The sequence below is a fragment of the Neobacillus dielmonensis genome (assembly GCF_000612665.1).
GTDB lineage: Bacteria > Bacillota > Bacilli > Bacillales > Cytobacillaceae > Neobacillus > Neobacillus dielmonensis.
On record NZ_HG942046.1, the window covers coordinates 76,710 to 93,943 of the forward strand.

General features: G+C 41.5%; 17 protein-coding genes. 16 read left to right on the plus strand and 1 reads right to left on the minus strand.

Going from position 1 to position 17,234, the window contains the following annotated elements:
- Nucleotides 1-14: 14 nt before the first annotated feature.
- From rsgA to spoVM, 4 genes are all read left to right on the plus strand, one after another.
- Nucleotides 15-896, plus strand: a complete 882-nt coding sequence (rsgA, locus tag BN2425_RS06055; RefSeq protein WP_042456265.1) for a ribosome small subunit-dependent GTPase A — start codon at nt 15-17, stop codon at nt 894-896.
- Between the two features lie 2 nt (nt 897-898).
- Entirely contained in the window at nt 899-1,543 is a 645-nt protein-coding gene (gene rpe / locus BN2425_RS06060) for a ribulose-phosphate 3-epimerase (protein WP_042456268.1), read from the plus strand.
- Between the two features lie 50 nt (nt 1,544-1,593).
- Nucleotides 1,594-2,241: a thiamine diphosphokinase gene (locus tag BN2425_RS06065; protein ID WP_042456271.1), complete on the plus strand. Its 648-nt coding sequence runs from the start codon at nt 1,594-1,596 to the stop codon at nt 2,239-2,241.
- A 156-nt stretch (nt 2,242-2,397) separates the two neighbouring features.
- The gene (gene spoVM / locus BN2425_RS06070; protein ID WP_042356285.1) at nt 2,398-2,481 is read left to right on the plus strand and encodes a stage V sporulation protein SpoVM; all 84 of its coding nucleotides are present in this window, start codon (nt 2,398-2,400) and stop codon (nt 2,479-2,481) included.
- 137 nt (nt 2,482-2,618) lie between these two features.
- On the opposite strand, the gene rpmB is transcribed toward spoVM, so the two are convergent.
- Complete coding sequence (rpmB, locus tag BN2425_RS06075) at nt 2,619-2,807, minus strand: 50S ribosomal protein L28 (protein WP_007087786.1); 189 nt, start codon at nt 2,805-2,807, stop codon at nt 2,619-2,621.
- 278 nt (nt 2,808-3,085) lie between these two features.
- Here rpmB and BN2425_RS06080 point away from each other — a divergent pair, with 278 nt between their 5' ends.
- The 12 genes from BN2425_RS06080 to smc all read left to right on the plus strand — a co-directional run bounded on the left by BN2425_RS06080 (nt 3,086) and on the right by smc (nt 17,223).
- A complete protein-coding gene (locus BN2425_RS06080; RefSeq protein ID WP_042456275.1) occupies nt 3,086-3,448 on the plus strand; it encodes an Asp23/Gls24 family envelope stress response protein in 363 nt (120 codons plus the stop codon).
- 15 nt (nt 3,449-3,463) lie between these two features.
- Nucleotides 3,464-5,137: a DAK2 domain-containing protein gene (locus BN2425_RS06085; protein WP_042456278.1), complete on the plus strand. Its 1,674-nt coding sequence runs from the start codon at nt 3,464-3,466 to the stop codon at nt 5,135-5,137.
- 93 nt (nt 5,138-5,230) lie between these two features.
- On the plus strand, nt 5,231-5,893 hold the full coding sequence (gene sdaAB, locus BN2425_RS06090) for an L-serine ammonia-lyase, iron-sulfur-dependent subunit beta (RefSeq protein ID WP_042456282.1): 663 nt from the start codon (nt 5,231-5,233) through the stop codon (nt 5,891-5,893).
- Between the two features lie 66 nt (nt 5,894-5,959).
- Nucleotides 5,960-6,844: an L-serine ammonia-lyase, iron-sulfur-dependent, subunit alpha gene (gene sdaAA, locus BN2425_RS06095; protein ID WP_042456286.1), complete on the plus strand. Its 885-nt coding sequence runs from the start codon at nt 5,960-5,962 to the stop codon at nt 6,842-6,844.
- Nucleotides 6,841-8,889, plus strand: a complete 2,049-nt coding sequence (gene recG, locus BN2425_RS06100) for an ATP-dependent DNA helicase RecG (protein ID WP_042456289.1) — start codon at nt 6,841-6,843, stop codon at nt 8,887-8,889. Before sdaAA ends, recG begins: the two co-directional genes overlap by 4 nt.
- A gap of 139 nt (nt 8,890-9,028) precedes the next feature.
- Complete coding sequence (gene fapR, locus BN2425_RS06105) at nt 9,029-9,595, plus strand: transcription factor FapR (protein WP_042456292.1); 567 nt, start codon at nt 9,029-9,031, stop codon at nt 9,593-9,595.
- A 12-nt stretch (nt 9,596-9,607) separates the two neighbouring features.
- Nucleotides 9,608-10,600, plus strand: a complete 993-nt coding sequence (plsX, locus tag BN2425_RS06110; protein WP_042456295.1) for a phosphate acyltransferase PlsX — start codon at nt 9,608-9,610, stop codon at nt 10,598-10,600.
- Nucleotides 10,601-10,625: 25 nt separating this feature from the next.
- Complete coding sequence (gene fabD / locus BN2425_RS06115; protein ID WP_042456298.1) at nt 10,626-11,573, plus strand: ACP S-malonyltransferase; 948 nt, start codon at nt 10,626-10,628, stop codon at nt 11,571-11,573.
- A complete protein-coding gene (gene fabG, locus BN2425_RS06120) occupies nt 11,570-12,313 on the plus strand; it encodes a 3-oxoacyl-[acyl-carrier-protein] reductase (RefSeq protein ID WP_042456301.1) in 744 nt (247 codons plus the stop codon). Before fabD ends, fabG begins: the two co-directional genes overlap by 4 nt.
- A gap of 66 nt (nt 12,314-12,379) precedes the next feature.
- Complete coding sequence (gene acpP, locus BN2425_RS06125) at nt 12,380-12,613, plus strand: acyl carrier protein (RefSeq protein ID WP_042456305.1); 234 nt, start codon at nt 12,380-12,382, stop codon at nt 12,611-12,613.
- Between the two features lie 251 nt (nt 12,614-12,864).
- On the plus strand, nt 12,865-13,602 hold the full coding sequence (gene rnc / locus BN2425_RS06130) for a ribonuclease III (RefSeq protein WP_042456308.1): 738 nt from the start codon (nt 12,865-12,867) through the stop codon (nt 13,600-13,602).
- Nucleotides 13,603-13,656: 54 nt separating this feature from the next.
- The gene (smc, locus tag BN2425_RS06135; RefSeq protein WP_042456310.1) at nt 13,657-17,223 is read left to right on the plus strand and encodes a chromosome segregation protein SMC; all 3,567 of its coding nucleotides are present in this window, start codon (nt 13,657-13,659) and stop codon (nt 17,221-17,223) included.
- Nucleotides 17,224-17,234: the final 11 nt, after the last annotated feature.

Genomic DNA, 17,234 nt, shown 5'->3' on the forward strand with positions numbered 1-17,234 from the left:
CAAGGAGGCTTGCTATGCCTGAAGGGAAAATTATAAAAGCACTTAGCGGTTTTTATTATGTTCTTCATCATGATCAGTTAATCCAATGCCGCGGCAGAGGGGTTTTTCGGAAAAACAAAGTAACCCCTCTTGTTGGCGATGATGTTGTATTTCAAGCTGAAAATGAACTGGATGGATATATTTTGGAGGTAAAGGAAAGAAAAAATGAATTGGTCCGTCCACCAGTGGCAAACATTGACCAGGCCATCCTTGTTTTTTCAGCTGTAGAGCCAGATTTTAGCACAGTCCTGTTGGACCGTTTTCTGGTGCTAGTGGAATTTAATCAAATCATCCCGATTATTTGCATTAGCAAGATGGATTTAACGAACCAAGAACAGGAAAAGCAGATATTGAATTATGCGGACCAATATAAAGAGGCTGGATATGAGGTTATTTTAACTTCTTCCGAAACAGAAACCGGCATAGAACAATTGCAGCCTCATTTGGAGAACAAAATATCTGTATTTGCCGGACAGTCTGGTGTCGGCAAATCTTCTTTATTAAATGTATTACGACCGGACCTTGACTTAAAGACAAATGATATCTCAACCCATCTTGGTAGAGGCAGGCATACTACCAGACACGTAGAATTGATTTGGGTTGGAAACGGTCTGGTGGCAGATACCCCTGGCTTTAGTTCATTAGATTTTAATGAAATAGAGGCGGAACAATTAACTAACTGTTTCCCTGAAATACAGAGAGCTAGCGAAAATTGTAAATTTCGTGGCTGTCTTCATGTCAGTGAACCTAAATGCGGGGTGAAAGAAAAGGTGGAATCCGGGGAAATTCCTGATTATCGCTATGAACATTATTTGAATTTCCTACAGGAAATAAAAGATAGAAAGCCGAGGTATTAACTATGGTGAAAATTGCACCATCAATCCTCTCTGCTGATTTTTCAAAATTAGGTATGGAGATAACAGCAGTGGAGAAAGCTGGAGCGGATTATATCCATATTGATGTAATGGATGGGCATTTTGTGCCGAATATTACAATTGGACCTTTGATTGTTGAGGCGATCCGCCCAATTACTAAACTTCCGTTAGATGTTCATCTTATGATCGAAAATCCCGATCAATATATACAAGCGTTCGCTGAGGCTGGTGCCGATTATTTAACTGTCCATGTGGAAACATGCCGCCATCTTCACCGAACCATTCAAAATATAAAATCAACTGGTGTGAAGGCTGGGGTTGTCCTTAATCCAGCGACTCCTGTGGAGACCATCCAACATATCATTAAGGATGTAGACATGGTTTTATTGATGTCAGTAAACCCTGGATTTGGCGGCCAACAGTTCATACCTGAGGTGCTTCCGAAAATCTCCAAGGTGAAAGAATTGGCTGAACAAAAGGGTGCGAACATTGAAATTGAAATCGATGGAGGAGTCAATCCCCAGACTGCCAAGCAATGCATAGAAGCTGGAGCCACTGTTCTTGTTGCGGGTTCGGCCATTTATAATCAGCCGGAATATGCTGAGGCTATTTTGAGCTTAAGAGGGTAATAAAAAAGCCGGCCGATGCCGGCTTTTTGCTATCCGGACGGGAGAATGTAATGATTATTAATATTTTAGCAGGTGGCCCTGAAGACCTTCTTCCTGATTTAACGGAATATAATGAGAAGAATACGGTTTGGGTGGGTGTCGACCGTGGGGTTTTTCATTTGTTGAAAAGAAAAATATCCCCTAACATTGCCTTTGGCGATTTTGATTCAGTATCATCGCTTGAGTTAGAGTATATCGAAAACTCAGTGAGCGAATTAAGACGGTTTAAGCCGGAAAAGAACGAAACCGATATGGAGCTCGCGTTAAATTGGGCACTGGATCAAGATCCTAAGACAATTCACATATTTGGAGCAACCGGGGGCAGGCTGGACCATTTATTGGCCAATATTCAGTTGCTAATGGTATCGCTGAATAAAAAAAGCCAAGCTGAGGTATCTTTAATAGACCGTAATAATATTGTTTTTCTTAGGAGTCCTGGTATATATACCTTAACAAAAATAGAGGCAATGAAGTACATTTCATTTGTTCCATTAACGCTCGATGTTAACAATCTTACGCTGGAAGGATTTAAATATCCGCTGACAAATCATCATATTTCACTTGGTTCCACACTGTGTATAAGTAATGAACTAATTAGCGATTATGGTACTTTTTCATTTTCCGAAGGCATATTAATAGTGATAAGAAGTCATGATTAATATGGTTATTGCTACTATCCGAAGGAAACCTGATGCCCTGCTTGAAGTGCTATTGCCTTATTTTATTGGTACTGATTTTTTCCGATTGAATAGTATGGTAGGGGCAGCGAAAGCTTTCATGAATAAGCATATGTGAGATTTGTGAGGAGGGACAGTATGAAATTTTATACGATTAAACTGCCGAGATTTTTAGGCGGAATTGTCCGGGCGATGATTGGTGTGTTTAATAAGAAAGAATAGTATAAAAGAGTCAAACTTGTAAACCGACAGCACCCTGATTTGGGTGCTTTTTAATTTTTGTGTAATTGGGGAAGCATAAAGTAATAGGACGGACATAGAAAAAAGCATCCTAATTCAGGATGCTCTGACACGATGTATTATACGCGTTCAACTTTACCGGATCTTAGTGCTCTTGCGGAAACCCAAACACGTTTTGGTTTTCCATCAACAAGAATACGTACTTTTTGCAAGTTTGCACCCCAAGTACGCTTGTTAGCGTTCATAGCGTGTGAACGTGCGTTACCAGTTGTGGTTTTCTTACCAGTTACTACACATTTGCGTGGCATCTATTTTCCCTCCTTAACTTACCAATCACTTAAAACAAAAAATCATTGGATATAGAAAAATGGCCTAGCCAAATTTTCTAGCCTAAAGATACCTTAATAATTTATCATACAAGTGAAGTGATTGCAATAGTTGTATTAAAAGCTTTCAAGAAAAAAGCCTTGACAATTGTCAAGGATAAATGGTTTATAATAAACAAGCAGGTATGACTTTTATTATTTTTGCCAGTATAGTAAAATGACTGTAGTTATTGAGCAATTATCTGAAGGGGGAACGATTCATGTCCATTGAATTAAAAACAAAGTACGGACAAATTGATATCGCAAACGAAGTAATCGCAACCATTGCTGGTGGTGCAGCAATTGAATGCTATGGAATCGTTGGAATGGCCTCTAAGAATCAAATTAAAGATGGATTTACCGAAATTTTAAGAAAAGAAAACTTTACTCGCGGTGTAATCGTTCGCCAAGAAAACGAGGCAATACATATTGATATGTACATAATTGTAAGCTATGGAACAAAAATTTCCGAAATTGCTCACAACGTGCAATCGAAAGTAAAATATACCCTCGACCAAACGGTCGGACTTGCCGTCGATTCGGTAAATATTTTCGTTCAGGGAGTTCGTGTGACGAACCCATAGTAAGGAGGAAGGTTTGTGTCAATTACAGCATTAGATGGAAAACGTTTTGCTGAGATGGTCATACAAGGTGCCAACAACTTGGCAGTCAATGCAAAAATGGTAGATGCATTAAACGTTTTTCCAGTGCCCGACGGTGATACTGGGACAAATATGAATTTATCCATGACCTCCGGGGCAAAAGAAGTTAAAAATAATGTGCAGGAACATATAGGCAAAGTCGGTATCGCCCTGTCAAAAGGACTATTAATGGGGGCACGGGGGAATTCCGGGGTGATCTTGTCTCAATTATTCCGAGGATTCTCTAAAGCGATTGAATCTAAATCAAGCTTAACAGCAAAAGAATTTGCCCAAGCATTTGAGTCAGGTGTGGAGACAGCTTATAAAGCCGTTATGAAACCAGTAGAAGGAACGATTTTAACAGTGGCAAAGGATGCCGCCAAAAAGGGAGTTCAGGCTGCTCAAAAGTCAGACGACATTATTGTTGTAATGGAAGAAATTACTAAAGAAGCAAAAGCTTCCTTAAAGCGGACACCTGACCTGCTTCCAGTATTAAAAGAGGTTGGCGTTGTTGACAGCGGCGGCCAAGGACTGGTTTGCGTCTATGAAGGATTTTTGGCCCAGTTAAAAGGAGAAGAACTTCCAAACGTGCCAACCGAGATGCCTTCTATGGATGAAATGGTAAACGCTGAACACCACAAAAATGTTCAAGGATTTATGAGTACGGAAGATATTGTTTTTGGCTATTGTACAGAATTTATGGTTCGATTTGAAAAGGAAAAAACTGATAAGTTTCCTTTCGATGAGACAGATTTCCGCAATGACTTAAGTAAGTATGGAGATTCATTATTGGTCATTTCTGATGACGAAATTGCCAAGGTGCATATTCACTCTGAACAGCCGGGAGAAGTGCTTTCTTATGGTCAGCGCTATGGAAGCTTAATTAAAATAAAAGTTGAAAATATGCGCCAGCAGCATTCTGAAATTGTAGGCACGCAAACGCCGCTTGTTTCAGAACAGCTGCCAAAGGAGCAGAAAGAATTCGGGATTGTGACTGTATCGATGGGTTCTGGAATAGCTGAGCTATTTAAAAGTATAGGAGCCCATGCCGTGATTGAAGGCGGACAAACCATGAATCCAAGTACGGAAGATATTGTGAAGGCAGTAAAACAGGTAAATGCAAAAAAAGTATTTATATTGCCAAATAATAAAAATATAATTATGGCTGCTCAACAAGCTGCTGATGTGGCTGAAGAGAATATTTACGTGATTCCGTCAAAAACTGTCCCGCAAGGCCTAGCAGCATTACTGGCTTTCAATCCTTCCACGGATGCCAAAGTCAATGAAGCGTCCATGAATGATGCATTAAATCATGTGAAATCAGGACAAATCACATATGCGGTTCGAGATACCCAAATTGATGGCCTCGATATCGAAAAAGATGACTTTATGGGGATCTTAGAAGGTAAAATTACCGTTAAAGATAAAGACAGAGGAAAAGCGGCCGAGGAGCTTCTTGCACAAATGCTGGATAGCGAATCGGAAATACTAACCATTATTTACGGGGAAGATGTTACTGAACAAGAAGCGGCAGACCTTACACAATTTGTAGAAGAACACTACAGTGATGTGGAGATTGAATTGCACAATGGCAAACAGCCATTATATTCCTACATCTTTTCAGTTGAATAAGAAACGGCTAAAATAGAAGGGTGTGTTATCCCTTCTTTTTTGTTGTGGAATATACTATATGAACAATCCGGATAAACAAAGGGAGAGTTATCTGTGAAGTATAGAAGTGTGTTTGATATTATTGGGCCGGTAATGATCGGGCCATCGAGTTCTCATACAGCGGGAGCAGCCAGAATTGGCCGAGTGGCTAGGAGTCTATTTGGCAGGGAGCCGAAATGGGCAAACATTTCTTTGTACGGCTCATTCGCAGAAACCTATAAAGGTCACGGAACCGATGTGGCCATTATCGGAGGTTTATTGGATTTTGATACGGATGATACCCGGATTATTGATGCCCTAAAGATTGCAGATGAGCATGGCATGAAAATACGTTTTATTGAGGAGGATGCTGTACCGGAGCATCCTAATACGGCCAGAATCATGATTGGTGACCATAATGGGGAGCTTGAATTGGTGGGTATTTCCATTGGCGGCGGGAAAATTGAGATAACTGAGTTAAACGGCTTCAAACTGAAATTATCCGGTAATCATCCGGCAATTCTTGTGGTCCACAACGATCGATTCGGTGCAATTGCAGGTGTAGCTAATACTCTGGCAAAATATGAAATTAATATTGGCCATATGGAAGTTGCCCGAAAGGAAGTGGGAAAGATGGCCCTGATGACAATTGAGGTAGACCAAAATATAGATCAGCATTTAATAGAAGAACTTGAAAAACTTCCTAACATACTAAAAGTAACCAAGATTGTTGAGTAATAAATAAACTCACTGAAACTTTTTATACCAAAAATTTTATTAATTAATAATAAGGGGGAAACCTCTATGTTCCGCAATGTTGCTGAATTAGTGGAACTCGCTGTCAGTAAAAACAAAAAGATTTCCGAAATTATGATTGAACAGGAAATAACTGTTACAGGACGGTCGAGACAAGAAATTATCGCACAAATGGACCGTAATCTTACGGTAATGGAAGAAGCGGTAGAGCGAGGAATAAAGGGCGTTACTTCCCATTCCGGATTAACCGGCGGGGATGCCGTCCTCCTGCAAAAATATATTGAAAAAGGTAATTTTCTATCAGGGGAAACCATTCTTGATGCAGTAAGTAAAGCGGTCGCAACCAATGAAGTAAATGCGGCAATGGGCACGATATGTGCTACACCAACTGCTGGTTCTGCTGGTGTGGTTCCGGGAACGTTGTTTGCTGTTAAGAGGAAGCTTAACCCTACTAGAGAACAAATGGTTTCGTTTTTATTTACTTCCGGTGCATTTGGCTTTGTTGTGGCCAATAATGCTTTCATATCGGGCGCTGCGGGAGGCTGTCAGGCAGAAGTTGGTTCTGCAGCAGGAATGGCGGCGGCAGCCATAGTCGAAATGGCTGGAGGTAGTCCGGAGCAATGTGCTGATGCGATGGCTATTACATTAAAAAATATGCTAGGCTTAGTCTGTGACCCTGTTGCAGGACTGGTAGAAGTGCCGTGCGTTAAACGAAACGCCATGGGGGCAGCTAATGCCATGGTCGCTGCCGATATGGCCTTGGCAGGAATCAAAAGTCGAATTCCATGTGACGAGGTCATTGATGCGATGTATAAAATTGGTCAATCCATGCCGACTGCTTTACGAGAAACTGGACAGGGAGGGTTAGCGGCTACACCAACAGGGCGGCTATTAGCAGCCAAGATCTTTGGTATACCGCTTAATGAGCAGTGAATTCATATCTCATTCAACCAGTAACCGCCCTTAAGGGCATTGGAGAAGAAACAGCTGCCATTCTTTCCGAGGTAAATATCTTTACAATTCACGATTTATTAGAATATTTTCCCTATAGATATGAGGATTACCGCCTGCGTGATTTAGCGGAGGTACAGCATGATGAAAAAGTGACTGTGGAAGGGAAGGTTCACAGCGAGCCTTCTCTTGCCTATTATGGCAGAAAAAAATCGAAGCTGACGATACGGGTTTTGGTGGACCGTTATTTGGTCAAAGTAGTCTTTTTTAACCAGCCGTACTTAAAAAATAAACTGACCATCAATGATACTATTACCGTGACTGGAAAATGGGATGCCCATCGGCAAACCATAACTGCAAATGAGCTTCAGCTGGGTACGAATGCTAAAGCAACGGATTTTGAGCCGGTCTACTCGTTAAGGGGAAACTTAACGACAAAGGGCATGAGAAAGTTCATCCGGCTAGCCTACGAGCAATACGGAAGCTACATTGAAGAAACTTTGCCGGGTCACTTTTTACAAAATTATCGGCTCCTAAACCGGAAGGATGCCATTAGAGCTATGCATTTTCCTGCCAGCCAGGAAGATGTAAAGCAAGCACGGCGCCGATTTGTATACGAGGAGTTTTTGACTTTTCAACTTAAAATGCAAGGGTTACGAAAATTTGAGCGGGAACATTCCCCTGGCGTTAGTCAAAACTACGATTTAAAAAAATTGAAGGAGTTTCTGAGCCAGCTTCCATTTCCGTTAACCAACGCTCAAAAACGAGTGGTAAATGAAATTGTTAAGGATTTAAAATCACCCTATCGGATGAATCGTTTATTGCAAGGAGATGTTGGGTCAGGAAAAACGGTTGTAGCTGCAATTGGTTTGTATGCTAGTGTGACAGCGGGCTTTCAAGGGGCGCTCATGGTCCCAACGGAAATATTAGCTGAACAGCATGCAGAATCATTAAAACAGTTACTCGAGCCTTTCAAGGTTAGGTCCGAGCTGTTGACGAGCTCCATCAAGGGAAAACGGAGAAAGGAAATCCTTCATGAACTGCAAGAAGGTCATATAGATATTCTTATAGGCACCCACGCACTGATTCAGGATGAAGTTATCTTTAAAAAATTAGGACTTGTTATTACAGACGAACAACATCGGTTTGGTGTAGAACAACGCAGGGTGCTGCGGGAAAAAGGGGAAAACCCTGATGTCCTGTTTATGACGGCAACCCCAATACCGCGGACACTTGCTATTACCGTATTTGGGGAAATGGATGTGTCAGTTCTTGATGAAATGCCTGCAGGAAGAAAGTCGATTGAAACCTATTGGGCCAAACCGGAGATGCTTGATCAAGTACTAGCCATGGTTGAAAAGGAATTAAGGAAAGGCCATCAGGCGTATGTTATTTGCCCGCTCATTGAGGAGTCGGACAAGCTCGATGTACAAAATGCAATTGATGTGCACGCAGCCCTAAACCAATACTTTATGAATCGCTATAAAGTGGGGCTGATGCATGGACGATTGCTGGCAGAAGAAAAAGATTCGGTTATGAAACAATTCAGCTCCAATGAAATTCAAGTCTTAGTCTCGACTACAGTTGTCGAGGTAGGGGTCAACGTACCCAATGCGACAATGATGGTTATTTACGATGCGGAGAGATTTGGATTGTCCCAGCTTCACCAGCTTCGGGGCCGGGTAGGACGTGGCAGTGACCAGTCTTACTGCATTTTGCTAGCCAATCCTAAAACGGAAATAGGACAGGAACGAATGCGGATTATGACCGAAACAAACGATGGATTTGCGCTGAGTGAAAAGGATTTGGAGCTCAGAGGACCCGGGGACTTTTTTGGAAAAAAACAAAGCGGGATCCCGGAATTTAAAATTGCTGATATGGTCCACGATTATCGTGCCCTTGAAACGGCCAGAAATGACGCAGCCAAGCTTCTTGAATCCAATACCTTCTGGCATTCACCAGAATATAAGTATTTGCGGAACCAGCTTGAGGCATCAGGTGTCTTAGAAGGAGAAAAGCTTGATTAAGGATAGGTCTTCCTGCTTATACCACCTGTAAGACACAAAGAGCAGATTTCAGGAATAATAAACTTATTCTTGCATTCTGCTTTTTTAAATTTTATACTACTCTTAGTACCTAGTCATAAGAACTCGGACGGTGTGGAAGATGAGAAAAAGTAAGAAGGAACGACAGCAGCTGTTAATGTCCACGATTCAAGATAATCCCTTTGTAACGGACGAGGAGCTTGCGGAAAAATTTCAAGTTAGTGTGCAAACGATTCGTTTGGATCGCTTAGAGTTATCGATACCTGAACTTCGGGAACGAATTAAATCGGTAGCCGAAAAACGGTTCGACGATGAAGTTAAATCACTGCCAATCGAAGAAGTAATTGGAGAAATTATTGATATTGAACTCGATCAAAATGCGATTTCCATATTTGATGTTAAGGAAGAACATGTATTTAAACGAAATCAAATTGCCCGCGGACATCATGTTTTTGCTCAGGCAAATTCTCTTGCGGTGGCAGTCATCAATGATGAATTGGCACTGACAGCAAAAGCGAATATTCAATTTATTCGCTCGGTTAAACTACATGAACGAGTGATTGCAAAAGCAAAGGTAGAAAAAATTGATGAAGCAAAGGGCAGAACATTTGTCCAAGTGAGAAGCTTCGTCAATAATGAACTGGTTTTTACTGGAGACTTTGAAATGTATCGCTCGAATAATCAATAAGGGATGAGACCAATGAATATTGCCATAGACGCAATGGGCGGAGACAACGCACCGAAAGAGATTGTTCTCGGTGCCATGAAAGCCATAAAGGAATTTCCAGATTTACAAATCACTCTTGTGGGTGATGAAGTAAAAATAAAAAATACATTAACCAATCAAGAAAGAATTACGATTATACATACCGAAGAAGTCATATTAGGCACAGATGAGCCTGTGAGGGCAGTCCGCCGAAAAAAAACTGCCTCTATGGTGCTAGCAGCTACTCAGGTAGCGGAAGGAAAGGCGAATGCCTGTTTGTCTGCAGGAAATACTGGTGCTTTGATGGCAACAGGATTGTTTGTAGTTGGCAGAATTGAAGGAATTGATCGGCCCGCTTTAGCCCCGACCCTTCCAACAATTGGCGGAGAAGGTTTTCTTTTATTAGATGTGGGTGCGAATGCAGATGCTAAACCAGAACATTTGCTGCAATATGCCATCATGGGTTCCATTTACAGTAAAAAAGTTAGAGGAATTGAAAGCCCGAGAATCGGACTCCTTAATATTGGAACAGAAGAAAAGAAAGGTAACGAACTGACAAAGCATGCGTTTGCGCTTCTTAAACAGACAAATTTAAATTTCATTGGCAACGTAGAGGCCCGCGATTTGCTTGAAGGTGTCGCAGATGTTGTGGTTACGGATGGTTTTACTGGAAACATGGTGTTAAAAACCATTGAGGGGACAGCACTAGGGATGTTTAAAATGTTGAAAAGTACCTTAATGTCCAGTATGAAAAGTAAACTGGCTGCAGCCGTTTTGAAACCTGAATTTGGTTCATTGAAAAGTAAATTGGACTACTCAGAATATGGCGGGGCAAGTCTTTTTGGTTTAAAGGCGCCGGTTATTAAAGCCCATGGTTCATCTGATGCACAAGCTATTTATAGCGCCATCAAGCAAACTAGGGAAATGGTTGAAAATGATGTTATCGGGCTAATTAAACAAACTGTAGAAGAAACGGCTTCAGTATAAAAATAAAATGTTAGGGGGATAACCATTGGGCAAGATAGCATTCGTGTTTCCTGGGCAAGGATCACAGGCAGTTGGAATGGGAAAAGATTTAGCTGAAAAATACCCTGAAGTTATGGATTATTTTAAGAAAGCAGACCAAAAATTGGACGCATCTCTTAGCCGGCTGATTTTTGAAGGACCAAAGGAAGAATTAACACAGACCATTAATACCCAGCCTGCTCTATTAACGACAAGTCTAGCTATTTTAGAATATTTCCGAAAATCAGGTATAACAGCTGATTATGCTGCTGGCCACAGCTTAGGAGAGTATACAGCTCTGGCCGCCGCAGGGGCGCTCTCATTTGAAGATGCTGTATATTTGGTAAGAAAACGTGGAGAGTTCATGGAACGTGCAGTTCCCAATGGCGAGGGAACCATGGCTGCTGTACTTGGAATGGATCGGGATAAACTGTCAGCAATAACCGAAGAAGTCACAGAATCCGGATCCACTGTTGCGCTCGCCAATCTAAATTGTCCTGGACAAATCGTCATATCTGGCACCAGACAAGGAGTGGAACTGGCTGGTTCGCAGGCGAAAGAATCAGGGGCAAAACGGGTTCTGCCGTTAGAAGTGTCGGGACCGTTCCATTCGCCTTTAATGAAACCTGCAGCAGAACAATTGAACAGTATTTTAAACGAAATAACGATGGAAGACGCGAAGCTCCCTGTAGTGGTTAATGTTACGGCTGAACCAATGACAGATGCCCAGACCATAAAAGCTAAATTAATTGAACAGCTTTATTCTCCCGTCTTGTGGGAGGACTCTGTCCGGAAAATGATTGCATTGGGAGTCGATACATTTATTGAAATTGGTCCTGGCAAGGTGTTATCCGGTCTGATTAGAAAAATAGATAAATCGGTTAAAACGTATGCTGTTTCGGATGAAGAAAGCGCCCATGCTGTCATGGATGCATTAAAGGAGGAGCAAAGATGAGCTTAGCAGGAAAAGCCGCTCTTGTAACAGGGGCATCTAGGGGAATTGGCCGTGAAATCGCACTTGAATTAGCGAGGCAAGGGGCGAATGTAGCTGTTAATTTCTCCGGCAGTGAGGCAAAAGCGAATGAAGTGGTGGAGGAGATAAAAAACTTAGGCCGCGATGCATTTGCCATTAAATGTGATGTTTCCAATTCCGAAGAAGTGACAGAAATGGTGAAAGCAGCAATAGACCGTTTTGGCAAACTCGACATTTTGGTGAATAATGCCGGCATTACAAAAGATAATTTATTAATGCGGATGAAAGAGGAAGATTGGGATGATGTGCTGAATATTAATCTTAAAGGTGTATTCCTCTGTACAAAAGCAGTGACCAGGCAAATGATGAAGCAGAGACAAGGGCGAATTATTAATATTGCATCCATTGTCGGGGTCAGTGGCAATCCTGGACAAGCCAACTATGTAGCGGCTAAAGCAGGGGTGATTGGCTTGACAAAAACAACGGCAAAGGAACTCGCTTCTCGAAATATTACGGTGAACGCCGTGGCACCTGGATTTATTTCTACAGATATGACTGATAAATTATCGGAAGATGTGAAACAGGAAATGTTAAAGCAAATTCCCTTGGCTAGATTCGGTGACCCAAAGGATGTTGCTCAAGTGACAGCTTTCTTGGCATCTGACAGCGCATCCTATATGACAGGGCAAACTTTGCATATTGATGGCGGAATGGTCATGTAATTTTGTAAAAAACGGTGTACATTTTTCAGAAATACACTATAATATCTTGAGGGGAGGTGAACGAGCATGGCAGATGTATTAGAACGTGTTACCAAGATTATCGTTGATCGTTTAGGAGTTGACGAATCACAAGTAACGCTTGAAGCTTCATTCAAAGAAGACCTTGGTGCTGATTCCCTTGATGTAGTTGAACTAGTAATGGAATTAGAAGATGAGTTTGATATGGAAATTTCCGATGAGGATGCTGAAAATATCGGCACAGTTGGAGATGCTGTTAACTACATAAATAGCCGCAAGTAATTCGTTTGGATGTTTCAAAGCTCCGTTATATAAGACGGAGCTTTATTTATGGGATGGTTGGAATGTTTTTCTGGGTTGCCATACGACGTTAAACAGCGCTAAAGCTTTTCTTTTAACCATATGGCGCCGCTGCTATTCTTATTGTATGATAGAACTTGGCAGAACTTTTTTTGCCAGGTTTCTTTGTGTTTTATCAATGTTTCACTTAGAATATAGAGAAAGTGTAAATTTGAAGCAAGGTGGAGAATACAATGCGCAAAAACGGAAAGGAAACAGATTTGAATCGCGCAAACGAACAATTATTTAAAGAACTGCAAAATTCCCTTGGAATTTTATTTAGCAATGAAAAATTACTGAAGCAGGCTTTCACACATTCATCCTATGTGAATGAGCATCGCAGAAAGCCTTTTGAGGATAACGAAAGGCTTGAATTTTTAGGAGATGCGGTCTTGGAACTGACCATATCCCAATTTCTTTTTAACAAATACCCAACTATGACCGAAGGTGAATTAACTAAGCTGCGGGCGGCCATCGTGTGTGAACCGTCACTAGTCTCGTTTGCTAGTGAACTTGGTTTTGGCAAGTTCATTTTGTTGGGAAAAGGGGAGGAAATGACGGGAGGCCGCGAACGTCCAGCGCTTTTAGCCGATGTGTTCGAAGCATTCATTGGAGCACTCTTTTTGGACAAAGGACTTGACGTCGTGATTAAGTTCCTTGAGCAAGTCGTTTATCCTAAAATTAATGCAGGTGCTTTTTCTCATGTGATGGATTTTAAAAGTCAATTACAAGAGTTTATTCAACGAGATGGTATCGGAGTGATTGAATACCGGGTACTTCAAGAAAAGGGACCTGCCCACAATAAAGAGTTTGTATCAAAGGTAACCCTCAATGGGGAAGAACTTGGAACCGGAACGGGCAAGTCCAAAAAAGAAGCAGAACAGCATGCTGCCCAAATGGCATTAGAGGTGCTTAAAACTAAAACAACTTGAGATAGACAAAATGTTTGAGAGGAGAAATCCCTTAGCATTTAGGGAGGATTTTAAATGTTTTTAAAGCGTTTGGACATTATCGGTTTTAAATCATTTGCTGAACGGATCGGTGTCGATTTTGTCCCAGGGATAACCGCCGTGGTCGGGCCAAATGGCAGCGGAAAGAGTAATATTACAGATGCCATTCGCTGGGTATTAGGGGAACAATCAGCCAAATCACTCCGAGGAAGCAAAATGGAAGATATCATTTTTGCTGGAAGTGACACGAGGAGAGCCTTAAACTTTGCGGAAGTGACTTTGACTTTAGATAACCAGGACCAAGGACTGTCCATTGATTATAATGAAGTTAGTGTCACAAGGCGGGTATCCCGTTCTGGTGATAGTGAATTTTACATTAATAAGCAGCCTTGCCGATTAAAGGATATCATAGATCTATTTATGGATTCGGGTCTTGGCCGGGAAGCCTTTTCTATTATCAGCCAAGGTAAAGTGGAAGAAATTCTAAATAGCAAGGCTGAGGACAGAAGGACGATTTTTGAGGAAGCGGCCGGTGTATTAAAATACAAGACCCGTAAGAAAAAAGCAGAAATTAAACTAACAGAGACCCAAGAGAACTTAAACCGGGTCAATGATATTATTCATGAATTGGAAAGCCAAGTTGAGCCCTTGAAAATCCAAGCCTCCATGGCAAAAGATTATCTTGAAAAAAAGGATGAGCTGGAAAAATTTGAAGTGGCATTAACTGTTCATGAAATTGAGGAATTGCATCAAAACTGGCGAAACCTCGGAAAACAACTGGAGGAACATCAACAGGAAGAATTAAAGCTATCAACTGAACTTCAGGTAAAGGAAGCAAGAATGACGGAGCTAAGAGATCAGATGTCCGCCTTAGATGAATCGGTAGCCGATCTTCAAAACGTTCTCCTGCGCGCAACTGAGGAACTAGAGAAATTAGAAGGTAGAAAAGAAGTCCTGATCGAACGAAAGAAAAATGCCTCGCAAAACAAAGAACAGTTGAAATTGACGATAGCAGAACTGACCGAACGAATTTCCCAGTTAAAAAACAACAAAGAAACTTACGATGCTGCTGCCCATCAACTTGAAGTACAAGTTAATGCACTAAGAACTTCTTTGAAGGAAAAGCAGGATCGGCTCATGTTGTACGCTGAAGGAATCGAGGAAAAAATCGAAAGCTTAAAGAGTGAGTATATTGAAACACTTAACAGCCAAGCAGGAGCAAAAAATGAAATTCGGTATATCGATGAACAATTGGCCCAACATGAACGAAAAAGCTCGCGGCTCGATTCAGAAAATGAAAAGTATTTGCAGGATCGATTGGCCATAGAACAAAAAAAATCTAGTATTCAAACATCCTTGAAACAAATTGAACAAAAGCTTTCGGACCAGGTAGTTGCTTTTAGGGAGCAGCAAAGAAAACTAGAATCCTTAAAAAATAATTACCAAAAGCAGGAGAAAACCTTATACCAAGCCTATCAGCTGCTTCAACAAGCCAAATCAAAGAAAGATATGCTGGAGGAAATGGAAGAGGATTTTTCCGGCTTTTATCAAGGCGTAAAAGAGGTTCTAAAGGAACGCGGGAAAAAGTTAAAGGGAATAGAAGGTGCTGTAGCTGAACTTGTAACGGTTCCGAAGGAGTATCAAATCTCGCTTGAAACGGCGCTAGGTGCGGCGTTGCAGCATATTGTGGTGGATACAGAAGAACACGCCCGGGCTGCAATTCAATTTTTAAAACAGCATTCATATGGCCGAGCTACGTTTTTGCCGTTAAATGTCATTAAAGGGCGGCCGCTGTCGGCGGCTCAATTGTCACTCATTTCAAAGCATCCCTCTTTCATTGGAACAGCTGTGGGCCTAATCTCATTTGAGAACCGCTATACAGAAATAATGAATAACCTATTAGGCAGTGTAGTGATTGCCAAAGATTTAAAAGGTGCGAACGAACTGGCCAAGCTGCTTCAGTATCGTGTCCGGATCGTTACGCTCGACGGTGATGTAGTTAATCCAGGCGGGTCCATGACCGGAGGGGCTATCAAACAAAAGACAACTTCCCTTTTATCCCGTAAAGCTGAGCTTGAAGAGCTGAAAAATAAGCTAGGCATTATGGAACAAAAAACTGCGGTTTTAGAACAAACAGTAAAATCGTTAAAGGATGAAGTGCACCAGTCAGAAACTCTGAATGAGGAAATCCGAAAAACCGGTGAAGAGCTCAGAGTTTCAGAACAAACGGTAAAAGGGGATCTTCGAGGTGCTGAACTCGAAGAAAAGAATATTAATGAGCGATTGGCATTATATGACTTAGAAAAACAACAAATTACCAGTGAACAGACTGTATTGCTAAATAGAAAGTCGGAACTAGCCAAAGCAATGGAGAGCTATCAGGCGAGCATTGCAGAAATGGAAGTTCAGATCCAACAACTTACAGATAAAAAAACACAGGATACTTCTTCAAAAGAAGCACTAAGTAGTGAAATCAACGAATTAAAGATCGAATTTGCTTCCAAAAATGAACAATATCTGCATGCGAAAGAACGCTTGCTGTTAACGGAACAGGATTTGCAAGAAAGTGAACATAAGCTTGCTGAATATTCCGAGGACCTTCAATTTTTAACTTCAGAGATGTCCAATAGCTCTACAGGTGAAGAACAATTAGCCGCTGCTGCCAAGCGGAAGTTCCAGGATAAAGAGGCCACACTGAAGCTAATTGCCACGAGAAGGGAAGAGCGTCTGAAACTTCAAGATGCGCTTGAAAATATGGAAATAGACACGAAAGAACTAAAACGGCTTCACAAAGGATTAACGGTAACAACCAAGGACGAAGAAGTCAAAATGACACGGTTGGATGTTGAAATGGAAACACGCCTTACTCATTTAAGGGAAGAGTATTTGTTGACCTTTGAGGCAGCGAAAGAACAATATCCACTCACCGTACCACTTGAAGAAGCACGTAAGAAGGTAAAACTAATTAAATTAGCGATTGAAGAGCTTGGAAATGTCAACTTGGGAGCGATTGAGGAATATGAACGGGTTTCCGAACGCTATGAATTTCTGAGTGTACAAAAGCAGGACCTTCAAGAAGCCAAGGATACTCTTTTCCAAGTAATTGATGAAATGGATGAAGAGATGAAAAAACGGTTTACGCAGACGTTTGAAGGAATACGCGAGCATTTTGAACCGGTGTTTCGCGCTTTATTTGGCGGCGGCCGGGCCGATTTGATTTTGACTGAACCGGAAGATATCTTAAACACAGGGGTCGAGATTGTTGCTCAACCCCCAGGGAAAAAGCTCCAAAACTTAGGGTTATTATCTGGCGGTGAACGTGCTTTGACGGCCATTGCCCTGCTTTTCTCGATTCTAAAGGTGCGCCCCGTTCCATTTTGTATTCTTGATGAGGTGGAGGCAGCGCTTGATGAAGCTAATGTCCACCGCTTTACTCAATATTTGAAACGGTACAGCACAGAAACACAATTCATCGTGATTACCCATAGAAAAGGGACTATGGAAGGGGCCGATGTCCTCTATGGGGTAACCATGCAGGAATCTGGCGTTTCAAAAATGGTTTCAGTCCGCTTAGAGGATACAAAAGAACTGGTAGAATCATAATGATTAGGGTG